Below are 17,123 nucleotides of genomic sequence, written 5' to 3' on the forward strand. Positions count from 1 at the left end.
ACAGTTTTTTTGTCCGATAGTAAAACAAATGTCAGAACAAGTCTTGACTATTACACTTTATTGCTTTGTTAATATTAGTATTCTTACCGTCACAATAGCCATTATAAAAAGCCTCTATAATATCTTTCTTTTTCGTTTTAGGGGCTTTTCTTTCCATAGGTGTATAACTATGCATATAATCATTTATCAGTTGATTATGACAAACAACAAGCGATTTTTCCTGCACTTCATTTGCTTTTGCTTCAATGGTTAGTTTTTCCCTTAGTCCATAGGCACAACCATTCAGGTACGAAGCAATATATTTGCGTTTATACTTTTCTGTTCGTATAGCCCCACGTTTGCCGTTTGCAAATTCTTTATACCTGACCGGAGCCAATTTGCGGAAGATACTGCGCAGCATATCATATAAATAGATAACCGTTGAAGTATTTGCTTCTGTTCCTACTACAATCATATTTGTTTGACCGGAAATCAGGAAAACTTTGCAGTAATTAAATTCACATATAACATTCATAAGCAAGCGTTTCCAAAGGCCGTATGTGTCTTTAAAACTAATATTTCCGGTTCTTTGTACCCGCAAAGACTCTTTTCTTTCTTCCGGGTTAATATCCATCAATGACAAATTATATTGTGTCAACAGTCGACTAATCGCAGCCGCAGCGGCATTTGCTTCACCTTCTGACCCGATTTTTTGGGCTGATTGTTGAAGGCGCATTAACTTTTTCAGTCTTTCAACTATTTTATTTGGTACTTCTGTTTCCATTTTATTCCTTTTAATTTTGCTTATATTCGCTGTTTTTTTAATGTTAATTAACCGACAATCGTATAATCTTGTATTTCGCCAACTCCAATATCAATCGCTCCTTTCTTCCCATCAGGCAGAACGCTGACTCGTGCATTTCCCAAATACCGAATAAAACATTGTTGATATCTATTCAATACCTTATAGCTCTTCCCCTCTTTTTCCAAAATCATACCTTTTTTAATAGGCTTTCCAGTTGAATCTATCAAATACTTATCCAAAAAAGCATTTTCCAGTTCTATTATCTCTTGATCTAAAGGGGCTGTTTCCTCTTTATATCGGGCTTCAATAGCCTTTTTTTTATCCATAATAGCGAGCACTGACTTTGTCAGTAATTCTGCATCATTAAATCGTTCTGATATTTCCATGATTCGTTATTTTTTAAATTAAAAGTTTAGAAAAGCATATACGCCTGCGTTACACAAAGTGGCAATAATTAACCCCCTATCGCCTTCTGCCGGGCCTATATTCAAACTTTCGCTTACACCCGAAGGGATGGTAACAATTTCATCCCCACCAATCAAACAGAAGCCGGCAGAAACAATTTTCATTCCTTCTATATTCACCATATTATGTGTTACATGGTCGGGAAAAAGAACCGGCATTTTTAAGCCGGTTCCTTCTTGTTCAAATATGACATACTTCATATAAGCCTATTTTAAAGCGTTTCCGGCACGAATGCCATCACATAGGTTACAACATCACAGGTGACTATTATGCGCCCTGAACCTTTGCATTGTTCGCAAATATGGCCGTCTATGATACCGCGGCCGTCGCACACCTTGCAAGCTACTACATGCGGCGGAATAGTCCTTGTTCTTTTTATCCCTTTGGGTTCTTGCGTTTCCTTTGGCTTTCTAAATCTGTCTAAAATGTTTCCCATATCGTTTTATTATTTTAATATTACTATTTATTTTCATCAGCTACCCAGTTGATAGTCACAACTGCTTTTAATTTCTTATATCCCTTACAAACCGGGCATTCTACCTTTACACTTTCATGTGTCAGTTCATCCATTCCCCAAAACCAACCGTTCCCATGACAATACCCGCAGGGGACACCGCCGAATACCACCTGTTCTGTCGGGTGTTCTTTTGGGAAAAGCGGCGGCGATATTAATAACATTGGTTGTCGCTTGCTCATGCTTCTGTCATTCCTAAAGGTACACAAACCCATGCGCCATTCTCATTTTTTACTTCAGCCCGGATAAACTGTTTGCTTATCGCCGGTTGATAGGCTTCTTCTATTATTTGAACGCCTTCCATAAAACGGTCACTTCCGGTTTCTTCGGCAATCTTCCGGAGTTGCACTACACGGCTTGCCTTTAATGTGCCTTTCGCATCGCGGGCCAGCAAGCGAAGCACCATTTTAACAAGTGCCTTTGTTTTTTCATCACTGGCAAGCCCTTCGATGTACTCTTTAACGATTGCTATGCCATCTTCTACCGTATCGCGATAACCGTCCGTTGTATAGACACCGATAGTTATCCGTTTATCACCCTGTGAGTTGGTAAACGTATCGCTGCGCTGACCGTCTTTTTTCAACTTTAGAACATCGGCTTTCATTTCAATAACGTGCCTGAAATCATCCAAAATCGACTGCTTTGTTTCCTTAATACCTTGACTAAGGCGCATTAAGGCCGGAACTGTCTTGTCAATGGTTTCATCCACCAAATCGCGGTAAGCCTCACGATCTCTTTTAGCCTGTTCTTTGGCATTCTTTTTAGCCTGTTCGGCCTTAAATTCATTGAACTGCTTCAGTTCCTCGTCCGTCATTTCAACGGCTTTCTTTTCTTCTGTCATAACTTTATTAATTTAATTGTGAATAATCCTTGTTTTTATCATTTTTCCGCATTATCAACCGCAATTTGATACACAGAAGTTCCAATTCTTCAACTGTCAATTTTCCGAACTCCTTACCGGAAATTCGCGGGTTTTTACAGTAGGCGTTTACGCGGTTCCAGTCGGTTGTGTCAATTCCATTCTTTTGTAAAAGAAGAAGGGCCGCCGACCGTTTGCGTCTTAGTTCCTCTCGTGCAATTTCGCGGGCTTTATATCCGCCTACCTGTCTTTGCATACCGTCACACATGGCGTCGTATTCTTTATCGGTCAATTCCTTCAGGGAAGTTGTACGGCCGTTTGTGTATTGCCGTACCAATTCCACTTTTAATTCTTCTTTGTCCGATGTGGGCATCCGGTTAAGAAGAGTATAAAACCGGGCATAATTTCGTTTCATATACAATCTTCTTCTGTTAGTCCATATTCAGCCATCAGAGCGTCGTGTGAAAGATTAGTGAGGCGTTCTGATACTTCACTATAAATAAAAGACTGGTCGCTGAAAGAAAAGCCTTCGGCCTTCTTTATCGCACTGTTTAAAATTGCTTCAATCACATCATCCACGACTATGTATTTAAAATTGTTTATTATTCATTCCAATATTGCGCAGCACCTTCAGCCCATATCGTAAAGTGATTGCCCGGCTTTGTGATAAACCGGCCTTTACAAATTGCCCGGAAGCCCTGCACGAATATTTTTACATCAGCATCATAAGCCACCTTTTTTGCTGCCCGGCCTTCAGGTTTCACTCCTTCGGCATGGCTAATAAATATCAGCAGCTTATTACGGTGCTTTTCCTTCATTGCCTTGTAGGTCGCATAAGTAAGCCCGGAGTATTGAAAACTATCCACAATGGCGATACCGGCACTTCTCCGTTTTAAAAGGCGTTCAGACAGTTCATTCATTGGTTCCCGGTCAAGTATCTGAAATCTCCCGTTAACTTCATCCATGCGACACCGGTTCAAACTGTTTTGAAGCGAAAGCCCTGTACTTTCTTCCAAGCTGTCATAAATCACCTTGTCAAACTGGCATAGATACTTGGCCAACTGCATAACGAAACTACTTTTGCCATTACCACTGTCACCCCAAATAATCCAAGTGCCTGTGCGGTCAGGCGTTCCGAATGCAGCTTCCCATTCATCGGTAAACGGGAAGCTGGGTATATTCATAGATTGTATCTCTTTAGGAGAATAAGCCCGTTTCATCCTTTTGCGTATCTACATGCAACCTTGCAACGGGTCGCGGTTACTATTTTGTTAGCTAACTCCAAATTATCCAGTTCAATAATTATCAAACCGGCTGTTTTCGCCCGACGTACACAAATATCACAGGGATATTCACCTTCATTCCACAATAACAGCACATGCGCAGCATATTGCGGCTCCATTCCGAGTTGATAAATCTTTTTCATCATACCAAGCCCCCTTTTCTTATTTTTTCAATTTCTGTATACACCCGGCGAAGGCTTCCGCCGGTACGGTTTACCACTTTCATAATTTCAGTCCCTTCAGGCGCATTTAATTTGGCGACCATTGCGGCTTGTGCCTTCAGGAAGGCTTCGCGTTCTTTCCCGTCTTCCGGGGTTACTTTACTGTACCTGTCACCATAGCGGGAAAACATTTCGGTATAACCTACCTTTTTGCATTCGATAGACCGGTTCATTTTTTCTTTCAGGCCGTCAGCCCCCATCATGTACCAAGCGCAACAACGTTCCGTAGCGTTCCAAAGGGCTTTCAACTCCAAAAAGGCTTCATATTGCAGGTCGCCCCCTTCATCAAGAATAATTAAAGGGTGTTCCAGCGTTTTCAGATAAAAACACAGGTCGTCGTAAACGTCGCAATACCTGCCGTTGTTGTTTACTCCAAATTCTTTCGCAATGAAGCGTATCAGGCGTTGTTTAGTCTTTACCTGTGAACAATCGACATATATGGCGTTCTTGTGGTTCTTTACATACAGGCGGGCCGTAAACGTCTTACCTATATTCGCCATATCGCATAACACTGCGGAAACACTGCTTTCTTGACACATTGCCAACTGTTCGGTTATATAGACAAAAGTCGGCGTTTCGGCCGCTTGCCACTGAATTTCATTATTCAGCGATACATTCAAGCGACGGGCAAGGCAAATCCAATTTGTATCGCTAACCTGTTTGTCAATTTTCCCTTTTTTCAGTACATTGTACACGCTGGCCGAAATGCCAAGTGCGGCGGCGTGCTTGTTATCCGAAGGGTAATTTTCTCGGTTTACCGTAATGGCTTCGAGAATACGTTGTTTAATATCGTTCGTTACTTCCATGTTATAATAATGTTTTAATGTTATTCTAATACTGTTATATACTTGCTACGCCCCGGCCTTTGTAGTCGCTGAATTGAGCTATCAGGCTATCGGCATCCGTTTCTACATTATCAACCTGTATCGGCTTCGCCGTTGCTTTCGCTATCTTTTTGGCGGTTTCTGCTTTCATCACCACCACCGGGGCAATAGCTTCTTTCTTAGTCATTGCGTCGAACTGGCTGATTAACTTGTTTTGCTCTGTCATTACCTGTTTGTCCTTATCCGTCTGTTCGGCTTCCGATGTATTGAAGGTTCCGACATTGCTTAACTTATCAAGTAGTACGCCGTTTTGGTAGATATACACATCACCCATGTTTCCTTCTTCATCCGGCAGGTAATAGGCATCCACTTGGTTATTATTGGGGGCAAGGCGGTCGAGAACTTCTGGACTGCTTAACCAAAGGTCTGTATAGTTTACGCGGCAATAACTGTTTCGTCTGATACTTGTTTCTACGTGTTCACCAATGAAACGGTATAAAATAGCCTTATCAACAGGCTGCAAAGTCGGGTTCATATTACTTTCAAGCACCTGCCAGCGCGTCATACCGGGGTATTTCTTTTGATTGGGGTGCAGGGAATGATTAAATTCGTGAACATCCGCAATATCTTCCTGAATAAGCTGCTCCCATGTGTAATACTGCTTTTCTTCGTAAGTGTCGTTATATTCGTCACTTATCTTTTTACTTTCTGCCCTGTATTTCTCATTTTTGGCATAAAAGCGGCCTATTCCTAAATGGTTTTTGTGTTCAACACTGCGTTTCTTTGCGCCGTTTAATGGTTCTGCAAACTTTTCCTGTGAGTTTAGCGGGGCACAGAAACGAACAAAGGGAAACATCGTACCGGCTTTTAAAAAACTATCTTTCCACTGGCTCATAAGGTGGTTTTCCACTTCGACTTGTGCCGGGCAATTCCAACCGTTACGCTCCATAAGACGAAACATATCGCGGAAACAGTCTACCACTAAATCAACGTTCTTATTACGGTTGTAAGCAAGGCCGACTACACATTGGCTGGTTACGTCATAGGCATAATAAGCCTTTGGACGTTGTTTGGTATCCTTCAGCTTACGTGGCAAATCGCGGTCGTCGAACGAAATCTTACTGAAAGAAAATTCCGGGGCGTGGCGGTGTACATGCGGGCGTTCATTGTGCATGAATGTGCTCCAACTCATAAGTCTGTGATTTATCAAGACCTGATTTTTAGGCTGGTTCAGATAGTTGTTTATAGTGGATTGGCTAAGCCTGATCGGGTTGCCTTTCTTATCCACAAATTCCGCCGGGTTAAATATCTCGCCGGTTTCCGGATTGCAAACAGTCAACTCACCGGCTATAAACATGTTGTACATTTCCCACACGTTTTTATTCCACGGCTTGTTCGGCAATGTCGCCAAACTAAGCAGTAAACTTTCAACCTGCACATTGACAAGCCTTGTGTTCTGATTACCGAACTTTTTGCTTATCAGGCTTATGTAACTGTTTTCTTGAAAGTCCTTTACTTTCTTTTTGAAGCGGTTTACCGAAAGCGGCAAACTATGCCCAAACTCTTTTTGAAAGAAGCTGATCGCACCGGCCATTTCTTCCCAACGTATTTTGTTGTTCTGCATGACAGCCCGTTTCATCCTGACATCATTCATCAGGCGGACAACTGACTGTAAAGCGGAAGCATTCAATGTATATTCCTGCTGTTGTTCCGGTTCCAGAGGCTTGCCGGAAGGCAGGCGGAAGCGGGAATAAAAGCTGCGGGCATCCGCATCCACTTCCCAATGCGAAGCGAACCAGTTTCTTAAAATCTCAGCGTCCATACTTCCGTATTTTTGTTCAACTAACTTTTTATATTTATCCGGCAGACTATCCACGGAAACAAGGGATTTTACCCCACGGCCTATACCTTTACGAATCACCTGTATTATTTTACGATAAACCAACTGATCGAAACAGCTAACTGTCATTATAGGAGCTTTCGTTACATCTAACCGATAGTCCCCTAAAAGCGGCCGGTCGTCACGTGTCAGGTCATCTTTTGATATACACAATATTTTTCCGTAGTACTCCATAGTGATACTTTAAATTCGGGGGCCGTAGGCCATTCTCACAACTTCATCCTGAAGGTTCATAAAATCAGAAATCATCAAACTGCTTTCTACTCTCTTCACTTCTTTGCCATTTATAAAGGCAACGACTAAAGGAAAATCATTATGTGATATGATTTTAACACGTTTCCCAAAAGTCTGCGTCATTGTATGCTCTGCCGTTTGATGGGTTGTTTCCCAGTCCATAGCAAAACCGTCATTGATAGTAAAACCGCCTAATTCCTTTATTGCCGTGTAACGGATTTCGCGGGCCAGCCCACTGTCGCTTTCAAAAGTCAATGCTTTCCATATCATCACACCCGTACAGTCAAATATCTGACGCAATTTGCCTTTGCCGGCCCTGTCTAAATAAATATGCTTTTTCATCGCTATATCGTTTATAGTTAATACTCTGTTTTAAATACCTTCCGCTATTCTCACGAACCGCGGAAGTTTTGCTACATTTGTAGCATGTCTAACTAATACTTAATACCATGAATAATATCATTGAAGAAAAAGACCTTATGCTTTCCTTTGTCTGCGAACGTGGTTCCTATATCGGTATCACGGGTTTCGCCTATTCTGAATACCCCATTAAGGGGAAAGAAAAGATTATAGGCATTATGAAACACTTTCAAAGGCTCAACCTAATTAGCGAATGTAGTGCCAATGCTTATAAGGTCTCATATCTTTTACATCTTGAAGCCTCTGAACTTCTTTCCAAGGGGGGATTTAAAGCCCAAGAAGAACTTCTTCAGGCGAACATTGAAAAGTTGCTTCTTGAGATTGAAGACCTCAAACCGTCGCTTCCTCATAAAGCGGAAACGATTACAAGCATCGCAGCCGGTATTGCTACCGCAGCTGGGCTTCTCTTCGGGAAATAGCATTACGACATAATTCCAGAAGCAATCCACCGGGGAGCCAAAAAATGGGCATTTTCTTGTCAAATGGGTGGCGACATACTGGTCGTAATAGACTTCGCCATCCATTTTTACAATGGTTCGTTCACCTTTTATACAATGTTTGTTTACTCCTTCTTTCTCAAAATCCGATTCATCAAATCCATATGTGATGCGGGTGACTGTTACTTCTATACTACCAAGCTCTTTCATTTCCTATATCATTTAATTATTTCAATCGTACAATCATCCAATTTCCCGGCAAGGACTGCCCTTACATAAGCCATCGCACATTCACCGGAAGCAGCTACTACAAAATCCGTCTGGCCTGTCCCCGTAGCCGCTATATCTTCGTGGCCGTTGAACTTCTCTATCAGGTTCAGCATCTTAAACTGTTCCGCTTCATCAATAAATACTTTGATTGCTTTCATATTTTACCGTTTTAATTAAGTTCGATTTCTATTGTGTCAAGCAAATTGCCAGTAATCATACTGTTTACAGCCAGCTCCGCAACTCTTACACAGTTTTCTTTCATCCACCTTTTAGCGTGATTGATTGCAGTCTGTTTACTACTACCGTCCGGTATTGATACGCCCAAATCATTATAGCGTTCATCTGTCAACTCAAACCAATACCTTTTCATATTTCACTCCTTTAATTATTGAACTGTCGAGCGTTTTTTATTATATTTACCGCCCGTTAATATGTTTAACACGCTGCAAATATATAGAAGTTTTTCTATATATAGAATGTTTCATTGAAAAAAATCAAGTTTTATGGAGAATTTTATAGAAAGACTTCAACATTATATGAAAACAAAAGGCATTAACGACAATCAAATGACTGTTATAGCAGGTCTTTCTGTTGGGCTTATAGGTAAAGCAAAGGCCTCTGGTAAAGGCATGAGTTCTACTAATATAGAGAAAATTCTATACGCATACCCGGATTTAAATCCCAATTGGCTATTAACAGGTAGAGGTACTATGCTACAAGAGGAAAATCCTCCATTGGTAGATTCGACACATACAAACCCAGTAAAAAGCGTTAATTGTATACCTCCGACAGCCCCAATAGAAAATACTGCTGACAAACCAGTAGCTATACCGACTATTCATCCCAATGAAGGGATACCACTAATACCAATTGAAGCGATGGCCGGAGCTTTAACAAGCGAACAGACTATTTTAGAGTACGAATGCGAACGTTACGTCATACCAATGTTCAAAGGGGCTGACTTTCTCATACCGGTGAAAGGTTCCAGCATGTATCCGAAATATAGTTCCGGTGATATTGTAGCCTGCCAACATGTGCCTATGTCCGATCTGTTCTTTCAATGGAATAAAGTATATGTTATCGACACAACACAAGGGCCACTTATTAAAAGAATAAAACCCGGCAGCGACAAAGAACATGTGTCCATTATATCAGATAACCCCAATTATGATCCGTTCGAACTACATTTAAGCGCAATCCACTCGGTTGCACTTGTAATAGGGGTATTAAGGCTTGAATAATCCCTCAAAGGCATACGCACACAAAAATGAAAGCCGGGAAAGGAGATATAAAGCATAACTATCTGATAATACGTGATATAATAGGTATAATTGTGTTGATTAATACGTTTATATAAATGGCTTTTTCTACCCATTTAAACGGCTTTTTCTGTCAAAACAAACCGTTTTATGTTGTTTTTATATATTTTACAAGCATCATATTACATGTTTTTGTAAGTCTTTTGTAAGTGTTTTAACATATATTTTGTACGTGTTTTATGTAGGTGTTTTTGTAAGGCATTCAAGTAAAACAAGATGTTAGAACACCAATAAAAAAGCCGTTAGAATACCATATCAAAGGCATTTTGACGGCTTCTAATATTCAATGTAACAACACTTTAACTTCCGCCTCTAATAAGGTAGGATTGCTTTATAATAGCTTTTCGGGTAGGCAAGGACGTTCCATCACTTAAACCGGCATGTAGAAGGGTACTTTTCTTAATACCGATACGTTCTTCGTCCAGTGTTTTGAATATGGCAGATATACTACCAAAATAGAAATCTTTTTTCTCAAATATCAGGTGTACATGTATCACCTTTGTTTCTGTCTTTCCCATGCGTATTTGGAATTTTATACTGCAAAACTACCAAATAATAAATATTTGGAAGTTTTTATATCGTTAAACTACCAAAAAAGGAAAAATAAAAAACAGCAAAAACAAAGCCGCCGGCAACCTCGTTTTGAGGCCCTATGGCGGCTTTGTTTTTCGTATCGGGGAAATATAAGCAAAGTAAAGAGAAAAGTAAATGGCGGCCGGCGTTTGCTTTAATTAGATAACTTCAAGTGTTAAGCTAAAACTAAGCAAGTGTAAGGCAAAAACCGTTTCGTTTTAAACCGGCATTCGTGTCCTATCCTTCTGAAACGCCTATGAATAAAGGCTTTCCGTAGTGTTTTCAATATTCAGAGTTAAACCGCTTCGTTCTGTGCCCCATAAATATAAAAATAAAAAAAGCCTACAAGTATAAAAATATTTATTTTTATGCTTATAAGCCTTCTTTTTGGTAAAATTTTGCAATAACCTTGGGGATTCCCGGCTTATGGTTTATCATTACCTCAGTTTACCAATAAACAACACTGGGTTGCTCTCCTCGTTCAGTCCGGGGAACTGTTGTGATAAAGTCTTCCCTTTGTCTTCGGATAGAAGATGGGACGGGATAGGAATGATGACCGTACCATCCGATTGGGGAAAAATATATTCAGGTTCCCAACCGAAAGACGGGTCGAATAGAAACTCTTTGATCAGTTCGCTTTTCCCGGTGGTTTTGTCTATCAACGCATAACTTTTTAAAGCGTCGGAAGCTCCCTCGAAGCGTAGAAGTATTTTCTGTTCACCTTCCATGAAAAAGGGGATGTGCCCGATATAGCCTTTCTCGACATACGACTGCTCCAATTGGCGGCTGTTATCCGAGGATTGCCAAAAATCCTTTGGAGGTATTCGGCCATCCACATCGATGGTATAGGCAGGGAGCAACTTCTCCCGGGTCAGCTCATAGATGTGATTGCTACGATACCCGTTTAAGAAAACACGCTTATGGTAAGTCGGAAAAAAATCCTTAAACATGTGGATGAGTTTGGAGTGGGCCACGGGATAATAGGAATTGATCACCTCGCCATTCTTCCAGTTTACGATATAAATGTTGTCACGCGAGTCCCTGTCGCCCATAGTCTTTAATATTAGCGTACTGTCATCCAGCATGGTCAGATCCCGGAGCGATAGCTCGGAGAAACGATTTTTACGAATCATTTCTCCTTTTTTGTTGTAGGTGACGACGGCGGATGCCATGCGGTCTAAGATGGAGATATCTCCATTGGTATGTACGGTGAAATTGAAGAGCGACAGGTAAGAGTCCGGCCCTTGTCCTTGTTTGTTCAAGGTCGTCACGTATTTTCCCGATCGATCGAACAGGGTTAACTTAAAGAGATCGCCTACATAAATGTAATCATCTTTCACGATGATCCGGTTGATGATGTCCAATCCTTCCAGCAAAGCCGGATCATCGCTATCTAACGTGACAAACTCATATTCGCTAAAAAGTTTGTCTAACGGGCATTTCACTTCCTTGCTCAAGGGAATTTTGATAAGATGCTCCTCGGTCTCCGGGTTGTTCGCCATGCTTAAGAAGGGGAGAACTATGAATAAGCATATCGATAAAATGGTTTTCATGTATATATTTTGTTTTTAGATTTATATAAGGAGGGGCGTAACAAAATTTAGCTTGTGATTTTGATACACCCTTTCTTTTTACGTGCTTTTATGGAGTAGTCGTACAACTTTCTGCTCCATATCGGCATAATGCTTGGCAATAAATACAATTGCTAATCTGGAAAGATTCACTTTCCCCGCTACAGCGACAATAAGCACTACCACCTTTCAGTGATTTCATCTCTTTGGGAGTTAAAACTCTTGCGTCCTCTCGTAGGGACAACTTACTCAAAACTTTCATGATGCTTGAAATTTAAGTTGAACAAATATTAAATGGTTCTCATTTAAAGAGAATTTATCTTGAATCCAAGGAGAACTTATTTCGAAGTTCCTTTTTGGAATAATTGACCACTTCATTCATGTCATGCACTGCCTTCTCGCTATGTGTTCTTGAACGAAACATTCCGTTTTGATCCCGGGGATGGGATAGATGGAACAGGCATCCATCGCTTCGATAAATCCGGTAGCCAAACTCCAGCCAGCGGTAATGCCTTTCCCCGTCTTCCAGCCCCCAACCGTAAAAAGCCTCATTCTCCATGCCGGCTCGCCTGTATTGCTCCGTTTGGGCAAATACGGCTCCCCCGACCGCGCCGATCACTCCCTCTACCGTGTACAAAGAGTTCATCTTTCCTTGGTGCTTTTTCAAGAAACCCAGATCGCGATGGCGATAATAATGTTCCCTTAATATATCGGAGGTGTCTAGGAAATCCCCGTTGTATGGGTAGGCGATATCGTACGTATCAGCACGAAGTTTTTCTACCGCGTCCACTATTTGGGTATGATCTAAAATCACGTCCGCATCCCAAATACAAACAAGTGGAGTATCAACCTGCTTTGCGAAGATATTCAAGTATTTGGTCTTGTAGAATACAGGATCTTTATCCACGAGGAAAGTGTACTTCACCGTATCGTCTTTTATTAACGAGGGGATAATCTCATTTTGGTATGATGAGGCCTCCAGAATTAAGATGCGTGTCCGGAAATAACGTACTATTGAGTCCACGGACATCAACAGGTTCTCCAAACGGATCATGGAATCGATCCGTACGGGAATAATAAATGTTGTATCTGTCAAGTCTATTCGCATAAATATCTTTGCTTAATGTTTAACAATGCCAACACCGTACCGGGGAAACCATTCAGCAATCCTCGGTGTATATTATAGTAGTATTCGTTCTCCATTAGGGCATCCCAAGCGTCAGACGAGATGATCCGATCGTAAATTAGGTGCGGATTGAAAGGGATGGTGTATTCGGGGAAGTCCCTTTTTAATCCCTCTAACAAGAAATATAGAGAAGCGTATCCATTACTGATATAGATATCCTTGCCTTTGATCTCTCTATTATATATTATGTCTAGATTGATTGATTTTCTTAGTTCGTTCACATATCTTTGCCAATCCGGCGAACAATCCCGTAAAGGTAGTATGCCCCATAACAGATATAGTCGGTTCAAATGCAGATGAGGCAAATGGGAGAACATATACAGAGATAGTTGTTCCAAAACCTTTTGTATCCGATCCTTGTAAAAATCATATTGTATAAGACAGGACAGGGTTTTCATCAATATCGGTACGTGATATTGGTAAATGGAAAACGTATAGGATTCCTCGAAAAAGGAGGCGTCTATCAAATCGGCCAATTGATTAACTAACTTGATTGCTAAGCCCTCGAAAGGGAAACGCTCATTATCGTTTGTCTGGATTTCCAGCCTTTTATAAATGTAATATAAGAAATGGATGAGTTGAGACAGGGAATACCTAGATTCCATATTTCCGAAAACCAGCTTCTTGAATAGCAAATCATCGATACCACTTAGCAAATCATTAATATCACCGTCTACAAATTGCTTTTTTACAATATAATCCAATCCTAACGCAACTCCGCATAAACCTTCCTCCACAGTAAGTTCTGCGTTTTTAGAGAGATCGTTTTCCAAGAGATCGTCCAGCAATCGCTCAGCCTTCTCTTTATAAATAGCTTCTTGCGTATAATCATACAAATGGTATAAATAGATGAGTAATCCCATTTTGCCGTGAGCCAACCCGAAAGGGTAGCTTGTATGTAATGAGCCTATCAAATGCTTATTTAGCGAATCTATTTGTGATGCTAATTTATTCATAGTACTTAATTTATTAAATACGACATATCCTTTAACTCATATTCTTCCGGCAATAAATAACCATTTGTCAAAACTGTTGGAGTGGAACTTATTGTATTGCGCCTAACCCATTCGTTTTGTGCTTGAAAATTGGCTAACATATCTTTGTCATTAGGATTTAATCTGTATCTTTTATAGCAATCCTCTTTTTTATGACGCCCTTTTGCATACCAGTCAGATAGGAATCGTAAATAATCCGATTCATTATTTAGTAGATACATGGAGGTCAGTAGCATGGCGCTAGGTTCTAATTCCTTGCTAAAAGAGGTCAAGATGATTTGTATGCAAATCTCTTCTTTATATTCTTTGAGTAACTTTTCTATTTGGAGATGTAATTTTGCGCAAGGAGCACAATGTGGATTAGAGATAATGGTAATCCACTCTTTGGCATCCCTATTGCCCAATAATATTCCTGTATTTTTGTCAATGTCATATTGAGGCTGTTCGTTTAATAAGCTCTTAAATACAGAGGCATTCAGTTTTATGCTGCTAAGTTTATTTTTGCTTCGTTGGATTTGCTTTTCTTTTACGTATAATGTAACAGTAAAATGGAGCGATAGAATGACGAGCCCATACACGCATCCAATGGTAGTGAAATCAAATAAATCCCATTGATTGAAATCCATGCCTATCGCAAATAGAGAGATAAGAAAGGTGATCCATACGGTAGCTTGTACAGATAAACATAAAGCGCACCATTGTTTTACCCTAAATTTTTGGTACCATACGCTCCACGCTGTATAAGGTAATGCGATTATATTCAGAGTCTCTGCATATATAACATATTGGGGCAACAAGGCGATAAACAATATTGCGGAAAGAAAATATCCTAAGCCGAAGACACTCCAACTGATCCCCAAGAAATGAGATGCTTGGGAATCCAATGTCCCATTGCAATCACTGGATTTCAAAAACAGGGAACAAATTTTGTTGACATATTTATCCGAGCCTAAGATCTCTCGAGAAAGCAGGATACCGCAGAAAGATGCTCCGATCACATTAACACCCCATAACCCCCAGATTCCTATCTCCATTCCTCTGTTGGTGATAAGGGCACACCCTATTAATGATAGAAGTAATGAAACGAAACATGCGATTACTATCCGCTGTCGTAAGTATTCCTTTCTATGCTCTTTATAATCCGGTTCAATAGATTCATCGGTGGATTCGAAAAGAAGGACGATTCCTGACCATCGTTCCAAGAATACCGGGATAGATAATGTGATGTTTTTACCTCGCCATGAATAGATGATTGCCTCGGTAGAAACATGTCGCACCAATACAAACTCATGATCTACGTAAGCCACAAAGGGTACATCCAATGAGGATAAGTTTTCTTGTGTTTTTTGAATTTCGGCCGCTACATTCTCTATATTATAATAACGTAGCATCTCGGACAGTCCAAACAGATTGTTTTTGTGTGGATGCCTCTCGTAGTATCTTATGGTAAAATCTACCGTGTATTTTATCGATACAGTTTCTAATATTTCAATAAATATATTATTTCGTCTCATGGCAAGGAATTATGAAAGGAGAATGTAATGTCTATTTAAAGCGTAAAAACATATAAATATTGTTTGCCTCCTCATTGGATTTAGAAACAAGCCTTGCTAAATCTCCTTTTAATCGATTTTCAAGAAGGGCGATTTGAAGTTCTTCCATGGATAGTTCGATACAAGCAGTCGTTCCATTCATAAGCATGTTAGGGGAGAGTGTGAACGTTTTGTCTTCATAATCCGCTAATTTCAATATTTGCTTATAGAGTTTTCCGTCTTGTGGATCACGAACCAAAAATCTTGACTTGAATTGCCCTCTTTCCACTTGCAAGGGGATGCTTTCAATAAATTGGTAGCCTTTACTTTGAATATATCCGTTCATATAGACGATTGGTTGAGTTGTCGCTATAGCGGGCTTACATATCGCTTGCGGAGTAAGATGGCGATTTTTATCTATGTGAAACAGGGTGTCAGTCTCTTGGTTATAAAGAGTCGCTCCTTCTTTGGTTGGTACGATACGATTAGTCTTTGCCACAAATACAATATTATTACCTGCGATATTTTCAGTAACGTTTAATTGTATATTTTCATTCTCAGATAGAGAAAGGTATTGCTCGACAGCTCCGTTTTCTTTCGAAATCAGCACGAATGGTTTCTCGTGACATTCATTATTGCCCTCTTGCTCTGGAATTTCTTTTGATTGGGGATCGGCTATTGCGGAAAAGGCGATCCGATGTCTTGCCTCACTGTCATAAATTAGCAGGTGGTTGTTATCGAAATCGATAGCCTCTGTGATCCAACTCTTTTCCGGAAGGGAGAGTGATCGTATATAAGTGCCATTCGAGTCATATACATGTATTTGATTTTTGAAATAGGCGAATATTTCATCTCTTTTTTGGTCATATAAAAAGCCGGTAAGTACCGTGTATTCTCCGGGACCATTCCCTTTATGGTTGAAATGCCGAAGTGGCTTTCCCGACTTATCGAAGAAAAGGAACGAACCCGATGGGAAATCAAAGAGTAACACTTCATTTTGTCCCTCTTTTATCAGTGGACGACGGAATAAATAGTCTGGATTGTTATTGCTAGGTTGAAAATAGCTGATCTCCGCTACTTCGGTTAGAAAAATCTCTTTCTCTTGGGGATTATCTACCAGAACAAATGAGATTAAATCCATTTGGGTAGGAATTTGTGAGCAGGCTTGCGATAATAAGCATATAATGAAAATTGGTAAGATATATGTTCGCATAATTATGTGGTTTATCATGATTAATATATGATGTATTTATCTATGCTTGTTCTCTTATATCAATACGGCTAAGCCTATTGATCATGAACTTTCGCTTAAGAGCAGCCTGCACGTTCTCCATAGTAACTCTTGCATAGTGTAGTGCAAGAATTTATGTCAGATGCACCGATAAAACAACAAAGTTGGCCATCAACCATACATGCGTATGATCCTCCCCCTAAGATTTTCATCTTTTGTTCTTTTGGAAGAACTTTACCTTGTTGGTTTAATACTACTTTTGTCAGTTTTTTGAGTTTATTCATAATTTGGAAGATTTAAAAAGTTAATTGATGTGTATCAAGTGCTTTGATATTCACAAAGAAAATCAAAAAATATTAAAAAACAAGGAGGACTATGTTTTTTTATTGTTTTAAGGTGTTTTTATTAAATTGATAGTGTGGATTACAATGATTAACTTTTATGGAAAGGTCATGAGAAATGATTTAATATGTGCTGTATAAGTACAATGTTGATGATGTTACAT

24 protein-coding genes are annotated in these 17,123 nt (G+C 40.0%); 2 read left to right on the plus strand and 22 right to left on the minus strand.

What is annotated here, in order from left to right:
* Positions 1-31: 31 nt before the first annotated feature.
* The 12 genes from E5342_RS07180 to E5342_RS07235 all read right to left on the minus strand — a co-directional run bounded on the left by E5342_RS07180 (position 32) and on the right by E5342_RS07235 (position 7,426).
* On the minus strand, positions 32-763 hold the full coding sequence (locus E5342_RS07180) for a DUF7168 domain-containing protein (RefSeq protein WP_135959110.1): 732 nt from the start codon (positions 761-763) through the stop codon (positions 32-34).
* A gap of 47 nt (positions 764-810) precedes the next feature.
* Entirely contained in the window at positions 811-1,170 is a 360-nt protein-coding gene (locus E5342_RS07185; protein ID WP_121772179.1) for a xylulose kinase, read from the minus strand.
* 18 nt (positions 1,171-1,188) lie between these two features.
* Positions 1,189-1,449: a hypothetical protein gene (locus tag E5342_RS07190; protein ID WP_075555815.1), complete on the minus strand. Its 261-nt coding sequence runs from the start codon at positions 1,447-1,449 to the stop codon at positions 1,189-1,191.
* A 259-nt stretch (positions 1,450-1,708) separates the two neighbouring features.
* Positions 1,709-1,945: a hypothetical protein gene (locus tag E5342_RS07200; protein ID WP_121772178.1), complete on the minus strand. Its 237-nt coding sequence runs from the start codon at positions 1,943-1,945 to the stop codon at positions 1,709-1,711.
* A complete protein-coding gene (locus E5342_RS07205; protein WP_121772177.1) occupies positions 1,942-2,604 on the minus strand; it encodes a DUF3164 family protein in 663 nt (220 codons plus the stop codon). Before E5342_RS07205 ends, E5342_RS07200 begins: the two co-directional genes overlap by 4 nt.
* A 7-nt stretch (positions 2,605-2,611) precedes the next feature.
* Complete coding sequence (locus tag E5342_RS07210; RefSeq protein ID WP_075555817.1) at positions 2,612-3,037, minus strand: hypothetical protein; 426 nt, start codon at positions 3,035-3,037, stop codon at positions 2,612-2,614.
* Positions 3,034-3,201, minus strand: coding sequence for a hypothetical protein (locus E5342_RS19320; RefSeq protein WP_167369465.1), 168 nt, complete (start codon positions 3,199-3,201; stop codon positions 3,034-3,036). Before E5342_RS19320 ends, E5342_RS07210 begins: the two co-directional genes overlap by 4 nt.
* A gap of 23 nt (positions 3,202-3,224) precedes the next feature.
* The gene (locus E5342_RS07215) at positions 3,225-3,806 is read right to left on the minus strand and encodes an ATP-binding protein (RefSeq protein ID WP_172681329.1); all 582 of its coding nucleotides are present in this window, start codon (positions 3,804-3,806) and stop codon (positions 3,225-3,227) included.
* Positions 3,807-3,838: 32 nt separating this feature from the next.
* Positions 3,839-4,051, minus strand: coding sequence for a hypothetical protein (locus E5342_RS07220; RefSeq protein ID WP_075555818.1), 213 nt, complete (start codon positions 4,049-4,051; stop codon positions 3,839-3,841).
* Positions 4,048-4,932 carry an ATP-binding protein gene (locus E5342_RS07225; RefSeq protein ID WP_057327622.1) on the minus strand — a complete coding sequence of 295 codons (885 nt, stop codon included), beginning with the start codon at positions 4,930-4,932 and terminating at the stop codon, positions 4,048-4,050. Before E5342_RS07225 ends, E5342_RS07220 begins: the two co-directional genes overlap by 4 nt.
* A 34-nt stretch (positions 4,933-4,966) precedes the next feature.
* Positions 4,967-6,871, minus strand: coding sequence for a hypothetical protein (locus E5342_RS07230; protein WP_135959111.1), 1,905 nt, complete (start codon positions 6,869-6,871; stop codon positions 4,967-4,969).
* A 162-nt stretch (positions 6,872-7,033) separates the two neighbouring features.
* Positions 7,034-7,426, minus strand: a complete 393-nt coding sequence (locus tag E5342_RS07235; RefSeq protein ID WP_121772176.1) for a hypothetical protein — start codon at positions 7,424-7,426, stop codon at positions 7,034-7,036.
* 107 nt (positions 7,427-7,533) lie between these two features.
* On the opposite strand from E5342_RS07235, the gene E5342_RS07240 reads away from it, so the two are divergent.
* Positions 7,534-7,923, plus strand: coding sequence for a hypothetical protein (locus E5342_RS07240; protein ID WP_121772175.1), 390 nt, complete (start codon positions 7,534-7,536; stop codon positions 7,921-7,923).
* Between the two features lie 236 nt (positions 7,924-8,159).
* Here E5342_RS07240 and E5342_RS07245 read toward each other — a convergent pair whose 3' ends face one another.
* Complete coding sequence (locus tag E5342_RS07245) at positions 8,160-8,369, minus strand: hypothetical protein (protein ID WP_121772174.1); 210 nt, start codon at positions 8,367-8,369, stop codon at positions 8,160-8,162.
* Between the two features lie 11 nt (positions 8,370-8,380).
* The gene (locus E5342_RS07250) at positions 8,381-8,581 is read right to left on the minus strand and encodes a hypothetical protein (protein ID WP_057327626.1); all 201 of its coding nucleotides are present in this window, start codon (positions 8,579-8,581) and stop codon (positions 8,381-8,383) included.
* Between the two features lie 133 nt (positions 8,582-8,714).
* Between E5342_RS07250 and E5342_RS07255 the strand changes: the two genes are divergently transcribed.
* On the plus strand, positions 8,715-9,452 hold the full coding sequence (locus E5342_RS07255; RefSeq protein WP_121772173.1) for a S24 family peptidase: 738 nt from the start codon (positions 8,715-8,717) through the stop codon (positions 9,450-9,452).
* A 377-nt stretch (positions 9,453-9,829) separates the two neighbouring features.
* Here E5342_RS07255 and E5342_RS07260 read toward each other — a convergent pair whose 3' ends face one another.
* The 8 genes from E5342_RS07260 to E5342_RS07295 form a co-directional block, all read right to left on the minus strand.
* Positions 9,830-10,048: a hypothetical protein gene (locus E5342_RS07260; RefSeq protein ID WP_121772172.1), complete on the minus strand. Its 219-nt coding sequence runs from the start codon at positions 10,046-10,048 to the stop codon at positions 9,830-9,832.
* 492 nt (positions 10,049-10,540) lie between these two features.
* Positions 10,541-11,656, minus strand: a complete 1,116-nt coding sequence (locus tag E5342_RS07265; protein WP_135959112.1) for a 6-bladed beta-propeller — start codon at positions 11,654-11,656, stop codon at positions 10,541-10,543.
* A gap of 88 nt (positions 11,657-11,744) precedes the next feature.
* A complete protein-coding gene (locus E5342_RS20300) occupies positions 11,745-11,936 on the minus strand; it encodes a TIGR04149 family rSAM-modified RiPP (protein WP_135959113.1) in 192 nt (63 codons plus the stop codon).
* 54 nt (positions 11,937-11,990) lie between these two features.
* The gene (locus tag E5342_RS07275) at positions 11,991-12,782 is read right to left on the minus strand and encodes a galactosyltransferase-related protein (protein ID WP_135959114.1); all 792 of its coding nucleotides are present in this window, start codon (positions 12,780-12,782) and stop codon (positions 11,991-11,993) included.
* Positions 12,773-13,816, minus strand: a complete 1,044-nt coding sequence (locus E5342_RS07280; RefSeq protein ID WP_135959115.1) for a hypothetical protein — start codon at positions 13,814-13,816, stop codon at positions 12,773-12,775. The genes E5342_RS07275 and E5342_RS07280 overlap by 10 nt, the downstream gene beginning before the upstream one ends.
* 5 nt (positions 13,817-13,821) lie before the next feature.
* Complete coding sequence (locus E5342_RS07285) at positions 13,822-15,369, minus strand: vitamin K epoxide reductase family protein (protein ID WP_135959116.1); 1,548 nt, start codon at positions 15,367-15,369, stop codon at positions 13,822-13,824.
* Positions 15,370-15,400: 31 nt separating this feature from the next.
* Entirely contained in the window at positions 15,401-16,528 is a 1,128-nt protein-coding gene (locus E5342_RS07290) for a 6-bladed beta-propeller (RefSeq protein WP_168354464.1), read from the minus strand.
* Between the two features lie 167 nt (positions 16,529-16,695).
* A complete protein-coding gene (locus E5342_RS07295; RefSeq protein WP_135959118.1) occupies positions 16,696-16,902 on the minus strand; it encodes a hypothetical protein in 207 nt (68 codons plus the stop codon).
* Between the last annotated feature and the right edge of the window lie 221 nt (positions 16,903-17,123).

The organism is Parabacteroides distasonis (genome assembly GCF_004793765.1).
Lineage (GTDB): Bacteria > Bacteroidota > Bacteroidia > Bacteroidales > Tannerellaceae > Parabacteroides > Parabacteroides distasonis_A.